We start from the raw sequence: 3426 nt of genomic DNA on the forward strand, positions 1-3426 counted from the left end.
CCGTCACACCACCGGCCAACGCCAGATCACACTCACCCGCACGCAACGCCTGCACCGCCAGATGCAACGCCACCAACGACGACGAACACGCCGTGTCCACCGTCACCGCCGGACCCTCAAGCCCCAGCACATACGACACCCGGCCGGAGACCACGGACGTGGAGTTGCCGGTCAGCAGGTGGCCGCGTACGTCGTCGGGAACGTCGCCGAGACCGGCGCCGTACTCCTGGTTGCTGCATCCCACGAAGACGCCGGCGCGGCCGCCCCGCGCCGACTCCGGGTCGATGCCGGCGTGTTCGAACGCCTCCCATGACGCCTCCAGCAGCAGCCGCTGCTGCGGGTCCATCGCGACGGCCTCACGCGGTGAGATCCCGAAGAACGCCGGGTCGAAGTCTCCGGCGTCGTGGACGAACCCGCCCTCGCGGGCGTAACTGCCGTCCACGCGCCGGGAGTCCGGGTCGTAGAGCGCCTCGGTGTCCCAACCGCGGTCCGTGGGCCACTCGGAGATGGCATCGGCACCGTCGACCAGGAGCTGCCAGTAGTCCTCTGGGGACCGCACCCCGCCGGGGAACCGGCAGCTCATCCCGACGATCGCGATGGGCTCGTCCCCGCGGGACTCCAGCTCCTGGAGCCGCCGACGTGTCTCGGCCAGGTCGGTGGTGACCCACTTGAGGTAGTCCCGGAGCTTGTCTTCATTCGCCATTGGAACTTGCCCCATACGTTGTAGCGGTAGGAACGTTTTCGGCCTGCTGCGACGCGGGCTTTCAGGACCTGCCGAGTTCCTGATTGATGAAGTCGAAGATCTCGTCGTCCGAGGCCGCCTCGAGCTGCTGGGAGACAGAGGCTTTGGGATCACCCTCGCTCTGATCATCCAGTTCGGTCAGCATGCTGCGCAGGCGTGCCTTCGCGAGAGTCCTGACGCTGTTATCTGGGGAAAGCCTTGAAATCGTGGAGGCCAGCCGGTCCATCTCGGCCACGAGAGCGGTCTCCGCGTCGGTTTCCTCCGTACCGAACAGCCCGTCGTCGAGGAAGGTCGCCAGATGACGGGGCGTCGGATGGTCGAAGACGAGGGTGCTGGGCAGCTTCAGGCCCGTCTCGGCGGCGAGCCGGTTGCGCAGTTCCACGGCCGTCAGTGAGTCGACGCCGAGTTCACGGAAGGCCTGGCCCGACCCCACGATGGCGGTGTCGCCGTGTCCCAGTACCTCTGCCGCCCGCTTGCGCACCAGGTCGAGCAGAGCCTGCCGTCGCTCGTCCGCCGGCTGTCCGCCGAGCTCTTGCCGCAGCTCGGACTCCCGGTCGCTCTCCTGGTGCCCGGATGCTCCCGAGGTGGTGGTGAGGGCTGCGCGTGCTTCGGGCAGATCGGCGAGCAGTGCGCTCGCGCGGACAGTGGTGTACGCGGGAGTGAACCGCGCCCAGTCCACATCCGCCACAACCACCACCGCGTCCGCATCCGACGTCGCGTGACCCAGAGCGCGCACGGCCCGGTCCGGTTCCAACGCCGGCAGACCCCGCCGCCGCAACGCCTCAACCGCCTCCGCACCGGCCGCCATACCACTCCCGGCCCACGGACCCCACGCCACCGACGCCCCCGCCAGCCCCCGCACCCGACGCGCCTGCACCAACCCGTCCAGGAACGCATTCGCCGCCGCATAACCGGCCTGACCACCACTGCCCCACACCCCGGCAATGGAGGAGAACACCACAAACGCATCCAGCACACGATCACCCAGCACCGCATCCAGATGCACCGCACCCGCGACCTTGCCCGCCCACACCGCGGCCAGATCCTCCGGCGACATCTGCTCCAGCGGCACATTCACCACCGCACCCGCCGCATGCACCACCGCATCCACCCGATACCGGCCCAGCAGCGCCTCCACCGCCGCACGGTCAGCAACATCACAGGCCTCGACACTCACCTCCACCCCGGCAGCGGCCAGCCCATCCCGCAACTCCCGCGCACCCGGAGCCCCCAGACCCCGACGACTGACCAGCACCAGATGCCCGGCACCCTCCGCAGCCGCCCACCGCGCCACCCGAGCACCCAACGCACCCGTACCACCCGTGATCAACACAGTGCCCCGCGGACGCCAACCGGCCTCCCCGCCACCGCTCTCCCCCACGGCCACCCGCACGAGCCGACGCCCGAACACACCCGACGCCCGCACCGCAACCTGATCCTCATCCCCGACACCGGACAGGACCGCCGCGAGCGCGTTCCCGGCGGTGCCCGCCAAGGCAGCCGGGAGATCGACCAGGCCGCCCCATCGGCCGGGTGCCTCGAGGGCGGCCACACGGCCGAGCCCCCAGACGGCGTTCCCGGCCGGATCGACGGCTGCGTCCGACCGCCCGACCGCAACCGCTCCCCGGGTCAGCACCCACAGCGGTGCCGTCACACCGGCATCGGCGAGGGCCTGAACCAGCGCCACCGAACCCGACACGCCCACCGGCACGCCGTCTTCCTCGTTCAGGTCACCGGAGAGAGCGAGCAGCGACACCACGCCCGCCACCGGCGCCGTACCCTCCAGCCGCGCGGCGAGCTGGGCACGATCCGCACACGGGTCGCAGGTCAACCATTCGACGTCCGCGCCCGCCGCCGTGAGGGCCTCCCGTACCGCAACGGCCCAGGCGTCGGCCTCAAGCCCTTCCGGTACGACAGCCAGCCAACGGCCGGACAGGGTCGCCTCGCTCGGGATGCCGGCCACCGGCGCCCACTGCACCCGGTACCGGTAACCGTCCATCTCGGTCCGTTCCAGGCTCTGTCGCCGCCAGGAGGTCAGAGCGGGCAACACCGCGCCCACGACCTCCTCCTCCAGCTCCAGCGCACCGGCCGCCAACGCGGACAGAACCGACCTCGCCTCGGGCCGGTCCTTGCGCAGAGCGGCGACGAGAACGGGCGGGTCACGGTCGACCCTGCTCTCACCGTCCAGGACAGCCTGCGCGAGAGCGGTGAGCGTGCCGTCCGGGCCGAGTTCGAGGAAGCGGCGAACGCCCTCCTGCCCGTCCAGCGTGCGTACGGCGTCGGCGAAGCGCACCGTCGCGCGGACATGCCCCACCCAGTGGTCGGGCGAGGTCAGCTCCTGCGCGGTGACCGCCTCACCGGTGACGGTAGAGACGATCGGCAGCGCCGGCTGTTCGTAGGACAGGCTCTCGGCCACCTTGCGGAAGTCGGCGAGCATCGGCTCCATCAGCGGGGAGTGGAAGGCGTGGCTGACCCGCAGCGCCGTCACCTTGCGGTCCTGGCTGCGGAAACGGTCCGCGATCTCCTCAACGGCCTCCGCCGCACCCGAAATCACCACCGACTGCGGCCCGTTGACGGCAGCGACACCCACCCGGTCATCGAGCAGAGGCAGCACCTCGACCTCGCCGGCCTGCAACGCCACCATCGCGCCGCCCGCCGGGAGCGCCTGCATCAGCCGCCCCCGC

The 3426-nt window shown here is 70.8% G+C and carries 2 protein-coding genes; both read right to left on the reverse strand.

Annotated elements, in window-relative coordinates; genetic code table 11:
* Window positions 1–703: beta-ketoacyl synthase N-terminal-like domain-containing protein (locus IH68_RS51285; protein WP_037886667.1), on the reverse strand; the 703-nt coding region annotated here is incomplete at its 3' end.
* Between the two features lie 61 nt (window positions 704–764).
* Window positions 765–3426: type I polyketide synthase (locus IH68_RS0148795; protein WP_037886668.1), on the reverse strand; the 2662-nt coding region annotated here is incomplete at its 5' end.

The sequence above is a fragment of the Streptomyces sp. NRRL S-646 genome (assembly GCF_000720765.1).
Classification (GTDB): domain Bacteria; phylum Actinomycetota; class Actinomycetes; order Streptomycetales; family Streptomycetaceae; genus Streptomyces.